Here is a 6,576-nt window from a genome sequence, read left to right as displayed (position 1 = left end):
TAGCATCACAGGTAGTTTGAAGCATAGCATGGCTATAATAAGTGTAACAACTACAGGTGTTAATGAAGCATAAATACCTTTTTTTTTTAGATGTGTATAAGAGGCAGACGTCGATCACCAGCCGGGGCGTGTGGTCGGTGTTCGGCGTGCCGGCCAGGGTGAAGACCCGGAAGGGGAGCCGGGCCCGCACACCGAGCGCCAGCGTGGTCTGACCTTCGAACGACCCCGCCCAGGCGACCTGCCGGAACGTGGTGAACCCGCCGACGGCCACCACCTCACGCGGGTTGCGCGGCTGGAACGTCGGTCCTGTCTCGCCGTAGGCCGGTGCCTTGACGACCACCTGCAGCGCCGCACCGCCGCGGACCGGGACGGCGGCGCCCGAACCGTCGGCGGAGACGGTGCGGACGTAGCGCACGTCGTAGGAGCCGAAGGTGGCGTCCTGACCACCGACGTCGATCACCAGGCGGTCGAAGCAGGCGTGCCGGCCGGCGCGGACGCCGTTGAGCGTCTCGGTGTCGGCGAGGGTGTCGTGCGCCTTGGGCAGCGAGCCCCACGCCACGCTGCAGCGGTCTGCTGCGCTGGCCGGGGAGGCTCCGACCAGGACCGCGGCGACCACGGTCAGGACGGCCAGGACGAGGGCGACGGGGCGGGAGCGGGGGCTGTTCACGGTTCCTCCAGAGGTGGTGTCGGACACCTGCAGAGTCCCGCGACACGCCGACGCATACCAGATCCACATCGGCTGCACAACCGCTGATCCTCGGCGGGTCGGCTGGCAGATCTCGTCGAGCCTCCGGTGCGTCGGACCTCGCCATGAGCGGGGCGTCGCCGTGCGTAGCGGTACCCGGCCGGTAGCCCGCCGCTGGCCGGGGTATCCGACGTCCGTGCCCAACCGCCTCGCTACCGCGACCAGCCCCTACCTGCTGCAGCACGCCGGGAACCCGGTCGACTGGCGGGAGTGGGGCGCCGACGCCTTCGCCGAGGCGCACGAGCGCGGCGTGCCGGTGCTGGTGAGCGTCGGCTACGCCGCCTGCCACTGGTGCCACGTGATGGCGCACGAGTCCTTCGAGGACGAGGCGACGGCCGCCCAGCTGAACGCCGGCTTCGTCTGCGTGAAGGTCGACCGCGAGGAGCGGCCGGACGTCGACAGCGTCTACATGGCGGCCACCCAGGCGCTCACCGGCTCGGGCGGCTGGCCGATGACGGTGTTCACCACCCCGGACGGCGCACCGTTCTACTGCGGCACCTACTTCCCGCCCCGCCCGCACCCGGGGATGCCGTCGTTCCGCCAGGTGCTCGACGCGGTCACCGACGCCTGGACCCACCGGCGCGCGGAGCTGCAGACGGCGGGCTCGCGGATCGTCGAGGGCATCTCCAGCCGGCTCGACCTCGGCGCCCCGGCGCCGCTGTCCGCGGACCTGCTCGACGGCGCGGTCGGCGCCCTGGCCGACGTCCACGACCGGCAGGCCGGCGGCTTCGGCGGCGCACCGAAGTTCCCGCCGTCGATGGTGCTGGAGTTCCTGCTGCGCGCGCACGCCCGGCGCGGGGACGCCAACACCCTCGGCATGGCGCGGACCACCGCGGAGGCGATGGCCCGCGGCGGCGTCTACGACCAGCTGGCCGGTGGCTTCGCCCGTTACTCGGTCGACGACCGCTGGGTGGTGCCGCACTTCGAGAAGATGCTCTACGACAACGCGCTGCTGCTGCGGGTCTACTCGCACCTCTGGCGCACGACCGGCGCGGACTGGGCCCGGCGGGTCGCCGACGAGAACGCCGCCTTCCTGGTGCGCGACCTGGGCACCGGCGAGGGTGGCCTCGCCTCCGCCCTGGACGCTGACACCGAGGGCGTCGAGGGGCTCACCTACGTCTGGACGCCGGCCCAGCTGCGCGAGGTGCTCGGCGACGACGACGGCGCCTGGGCCGCGGAGGTGTTCACCGTGACGCCGCAGGGGACGTTCGAGCACGGCGCGTCGACGCTGCAGCTGCTGCGCGACCCCGACGACGGCGAGCGGCTGGCCCGGGTGCGCGCCGCGCTCAGCGGGGCCCGGGCACGGCGCCCGCAACCGGCCCGGGACGACAAGGTGGTCACCGCCTGGAACGGGCTGGCGATCGCGGCGCTGGCCGACCACGGGGCGCTCACCGGCAACGCCGGGCTGGTCCGCGCGGCCGGTCGGGCGGCGGACCTGCTGCACCGGGTCCACTGGGTCGACGGGCGGCTGCGCCGGGCGTCCCGGGGCGGTGCAGCCGGTGCGCACGCCGGCGTCCTGGAGGACTACGGCGACCTGGCCGAGGGGCTCCTCGCGCTGCACGCCGCGACCGCCGAGCCCCGCTGGCTGGGCTGGGCCGGGGAGCTGCTCGACGTCGTGGCCGCCCAGTTCGTCGACGCCGACGGCCAGTGGCACGACACGGCCGCCGACGCCGAGGCGCTCGTCCACCGTCCCTTCGACCCGGCCGACGGGCCGACGCCGGCCGGGATCGCGGCGGCGGCCGGCGCCTTGGTGACCTACGCGGCGCTGGCCGGCTCGCCCGAGCACCGGGCCCGGGGTGAGGAGGCGCTGGCGTCGCTGGCCCGCCTCGTGGCGCACGCGCCGCAGGCCGCCGGCTGGGCGGCGGCCGTCGGGGAGGCGCTGCTCGCCGGCCCGCTGGAGGTCGCGGTCAGCGGGCCGGCCGGCGCGCAGCGCGCGGCTCTGGAGCAGGCCGCGCGCCGCGCGACGAGTCCCGGCGCCGTCGTGGTCGCGGGGGAGCCGGGCGCGCCCGGGGTGCCGCTGCTGGCCGACCGTCCCCTGGTCGGCGGCGTACCCGCGGCCTACGTCTGCCGGGGCTTCGTCTGCTCCGCGCCGGTCACCGACGTGTCCGCTCTGAGCACAGCGATGAGCACGCCGACCGACTGATTACACGATTACAGTGGTGAGCACAGAGCCGTCGTCCTGAGGAGGACACCGTGCACGCACACCACCGCTTCCCGCCCGAGGGCTTCCCCGGCCGGGGCCGCGCCCGCGGCCGCGCCGCCGACGCCCCACCGCCGGTCGATCGGGCCGAGGTCGCCGGCTGGTTCGCCGGCCGGCTGCCCGACGAGTGGTTCACCGGCCCGGTCGAGCTGGTCATCGACCGGGACGAGATCACCGTGATCGGTGCCGTGGCCGAGCCGGACGCCGGCGACGGCGACCCGACCGCAGCCCGCGCCGGCCGGATCGCCCGGTTCCGCGAGCAGACCCGCTCCGCCCGGATGGCGATCGCCGACGCGGCGCAGGAGCGGTACGGCCGCTCGGTCGCCTGGGGTGCCTCCTGCGGCGACGTCCGCGAGCTGTTCACCACGCTGTCGGTGCCGGTGATGACCCGGCTGCGCCAGCCCGAGCGGCTGGTGCTGGACACCCTCGTCGACGCCGGGGTCGCCCGCTCCCGGTCCGAGGCGCTCGCCTGGGCGGTGCGGCTGGTCGGCCAGCACACCGACGACTGGCTGACGCAGCTCCGTGAGGCGATGGCCGCGGTCGAGCAGGTCCGCGCGCAGGGTCCCCGGGTCGACTGAGGGACACTGGGCCGTGTGACCACCGACGTCGAGCCCACCCAGACCGACGTCCTGGTGGTCGGAGCCGGGCCCGCCGGGTCTGCTGCCGCTGCCTGGGCGGGGCGCGCCGGCACCGACGTCGTCCTGGCCGACGCCGCGGTCTTCCCGCGGGACAAGACCTGCGGCGACGGGCTGACCCCGCGCGCGATGGGTGAGCTCGACCAGCTGGGTCTCGGCGACTGGGTGCGGTCCAAGGGCCGCAACCGGGGCCTGCGCGCGGCCGGCTTCGGCCAGGAGCTGCTGCTGCCCTGGCCGGGCGGCTCGCTGCCCGACCACGGCGGCGCGGTGCCGCGCACCGAGCTGGACGCCCGGGTCCGCGACGTCGCCCTGGAGGCGGGGGCGCAGCCGCTCGAGGGCGCCCGCGCGGTGGACGTGGAGCGGGACGGCGACCGGGTGGCCGGGGTGGTGTTCCGCCGTCCCGACGAGTCGACGACGACGGTGCGCTGCCGTCGGCTGGTCGTGGCCGACGGCGCCCGCTCCCCGCTCGGCCGGGTGCTCGGTCGGGAGTGGCACCGGGACACCGCCTACGGCGTGGCTGCCCGTGGCTACATCGGCTCCGGTCGCAGCGACGACGCGTGGATCTCCTCGCACCTGGAGCTGCGCGGGGCGGACGGCGAGCTGCTGTCCGGCTACGGCTGGGTCTTCCCGCTCGGGGACGGCGAGGTCAACGTGGGCGTCGGCACCCTGGCCACCGAGCGCCGCCCGGCCGACGTCCGGCTGCGCAGCCTGCTCGACCTGTACGCCGACCAGCGGCGGGACGAGTGGCAGTTCGACGGCGACGTCCGCGCCCCGGCGAGCGCCCTGCTGCCGATGGGCGGCGCGGTCTCCGGGGTCGCCGGGCGCAACTGGGCGCTGATCGGTGACGCAGCCGGCTGCGTGAACCCGCTCAACGGGGAGGGCATCGACTACGGCCTGGAGACCGGGCGCAGCGTCGTCGAGCTCTTCGGCACCGACGACTGGACCGATGCCTGGCCGGCGGTGCTGCGCCGGCACTACGGCGAGGCGTTCTCCATCGCCCGGCGGCTGGCCGGGCTGCTCACCGTGCCACGGCTGCTGCCGGCCGCCGGGCCGGTCGGCATGCGGTCGCGGGCCCTCATGACGGTGGCGCTGCGGGTGATGGGCAACCTGGTCACCGAGGCCGACCGCGACGTGGTGGCCCGCGCCTGGCGGCTGGCCGGGCGGCTGTCCGTGCGGCTGGACGACCGCAAGCCGTTCAGCTGAGCACGGCCTACACGAACGGGCTGTTGTAGACCGCGAAGTAGACGGCGATGTAGTGGCAGCTGGCGGCGACGATCGTCATGGCGTGGAAGACCTCGTGGTAGCCGAAGGTCCCCGGCCAGGGGTTGGGGCGCTTGGACGCGTAGGCGACCGCCCCGGCGCTGTAGAGCAGCCCGCCGGCTGCCATCAGCACCAGGACGGTCACCCCGACGAGGTCCAGGATGTCGACCAGCACGAAGACGGCGGCCCAGCCCAGCGCGAGGTAGATGGGCACGCCGAGCCAGCGGGGGGCGTGCGGCCAGGCCATCTTCAGCGCCACGCCGAGCAGCGCTCCGGTCCACACCGTGCCCAGCAGCCACCAGCCGGTCGGTTCCGGGACGGCGAGGAAGGAGAAGGGCGTGTACGTGCCGGCGATGAACAGGAAGATCATCGAGTGGTCCGCGCGCTTCATCAGCTGCCAGCCGCGGGGCGACCAGCGCCGGCGGTGGTAGAGCGCGCTGACCCCGAACAACCCCAGGATGGTCAGGCAGTACACCGTCACCGGCCAGCCCGCTCGGGCGCCCTGCACGAAGGCCAGCGGGATGAGCACCGCCGCCGCCGCGATGGCGCCGAAGAACGCGAACAGGTGCAGCCAGCCACGCATCCGGGGGCGGGTGTCGGGGTGGTCGTAGTCCCGGTCGCCGTACTCGGTCAGCGCCCACTCGCCCTGGTGGGTGATCGCCTGGACCGGGACGTGCTCGTCGCGGACGACGCCGAGCGCCTCGCGCAGCGGCGCCTGGAGCTCGGCGCCGTCGGCGGTCACCCGGACGGAGTCGTCGCGGTCCGAGGAGACGGTCATGGCCCGAGGTTACGGAGGCGCGGAGGGGCCGTCATCCTGGAGCGGTTGTGAGCTTGCCGGCCGCCGATCGCCCCTGCGGTCAGCCGCGGGGGCACCCGGGTCCTAGGGTGGCTGCGTGGGGGTGCGCGCGTGGGTCCGCGAGAGGCTCACCGTGCTGTACGAGCACCGGATCGCCCGATCGCTGACCGGTGCCGACCTGCCCCGACACGTCGGCGTGATCATGGACGGCAACCGCCGGTGGGCGCGGGCGATCGGTCTGGAGGACGTCGCCCACGGGCACCGTCGCGGTGCGGAGAAGATCGTCGACCTGCTCGGCTGGTGCGACGACGCGGGCGTGCAGGTGGTGACGCTCTTCCTGCTCTCCACCGACAACCTCGGCCGGCCCGAGCCGGAGCTCAGCGCCCTGCTGTCGATCATCGAGGACGTCGCCACCGACCTCTCCCGGCCGGACCGGCGGTGGCAGCTGCGCGCGATGGGCGCACTGGAGCTGTTGCCGGCCGAGACGGCGGCGGTGCTGAAGAAGGCCGAGGAGGACACCCAGGGCCGCCCGGGCGCCTCGGTCAACCTCGCCGTCGGCTACGGCGGACGGCAGGAGATCGCCGACGCCGTCCGGTCGTTGCTGGCCGAGCACGCCGAACGGGGGACGACGCTGCCCGAGCTGGTCGAGGCCCTGGAGGTCGACCACATCGCCGAACACCTCTACACCCGTGGGCAGCCGGACCCGGACCTGGTGATCCGCACCAGCGGCGAGCAGCGGCTGTCGGGCTTCCTGCTCTGGCAGACGGCGAACGCCGAGTTCCACTTCACCGACGTGTACTGGCCGGACTTCCGGCGGGTCGACTTCCTCCGGGCGCTGCGGGACTACGCCGCCCGGCACCGCCGCTTCGGCAGCTGATCCCCCTCGGGGCAGAAGTGGCCACTTCTGCCCCGGAGGGTGCGGCCAGGCGTCCCGGCGGCG

General features: G+C 74.5%; 6 protein-coding genes. 4 read left to right on the top strand and 2 right to left on the bottom strand.

Annotated features, from left to right (window positions below; translation table 11 throughout):
- The coding region (locus FHL79_RS20370; protein ID WP_218938535.1) for an AMIN-like domain-containing (lipo)protein at nt 1-667 on the bottom strand (667 nt) is incomplete at its 3' end.
- 214 nt (nt 668-881) lie between these two features.
- Here FHL79_RS20370 and FHL79_RS20365 point away from each other — a divergent pair.
- The 3 genes from FHL79_RS20365 to FHL79_RS20355 are packed head-to-tail and all read left to right on the top strand — an operon-like array spanning nt 882 to nt 4,783.
- On the top strand, nt 882-2,888 hold the full coding sequence (locus FHL79_RS20365; RefSeq protein ID WP_138760396.1) for a thioredoxin domain-containing protein: 2,007 nt from the start codon (nt 882-884) through the stop codon (nt 2,886-2,888).
- 50 nt (nt 2,889-2,938) lie between these two features.
- Nucleotides 2,939-3,523: an ATP-binding transcription factor AbmR gene (gene abmR / locus FHL79_RS20360; RefSeq protein WP_138760395.1), complete on the top strand. Its 585-nt coding sequence runs from the start codon at nt 2,939-2,941 to the stop codon at nt 3,521-3,523.
- 15 nt (nt 3,524-3,538) lie between these two features.
- Entirely contained in the window at nt 3,539-4,783 is a 1,245-nt protein-coding gene (locus FHL79_RS20355; RefSeq protein WP_138760394.1) for a geranylgeranyl reductase family protein, read from the top strand.
- A 7-nt stretch (nt 4,784-4,790) separates the two neighbouring features.
- Here FHL79_RS20355 and trhA read toward each other — a convergent pair whose 3' ends face one another.
- Nucleotides 4,791-5,618 (bottom strand): PAQR family membrane homeostasis protein TrhA, encoded by an 828-nt coding sequence (trhA, locus tag FHL79_RS20350; RefSeq protein WP_171058261.1) that lies wholly within the window; start codon nt 5,616-5,618, stop codon nt 4,791-4,793.
- Between the two features lie 115 nt (nt 5,619-5,733).
- On the opposite strand from trhA, the gene FHL79_RS20345 reads away from it, so the two are divergent.
- Entirely contained in the window at nt 5,734-6,513 is a 780-nt protein-coding gene (locus FHL79_RS20345) for an isoprenyl transferase (protein WP_138760393.1), read from the top strand.
- Nucleotides 6,514-6,576 lie beyond the last annotated feature (63 nt).

Origin of the sequence: Modestobacter altitudinis (genome assembly GCF_005930475.1) — a bacterium.
In the GTDB taxonomy this organism is placed as follows: domain Bacteria; phylum Actinomycetota; class Actinomycetes; order Mycobacteriales; family Geodermatophilaceae; genus Modestobacter; species Modestobacter altitudinis.
The sequence above is the reverse complement of the archived record's forward strand: the minus strand, read 5'-3'. Positions and strand labels throughout refer to the sequence as shown.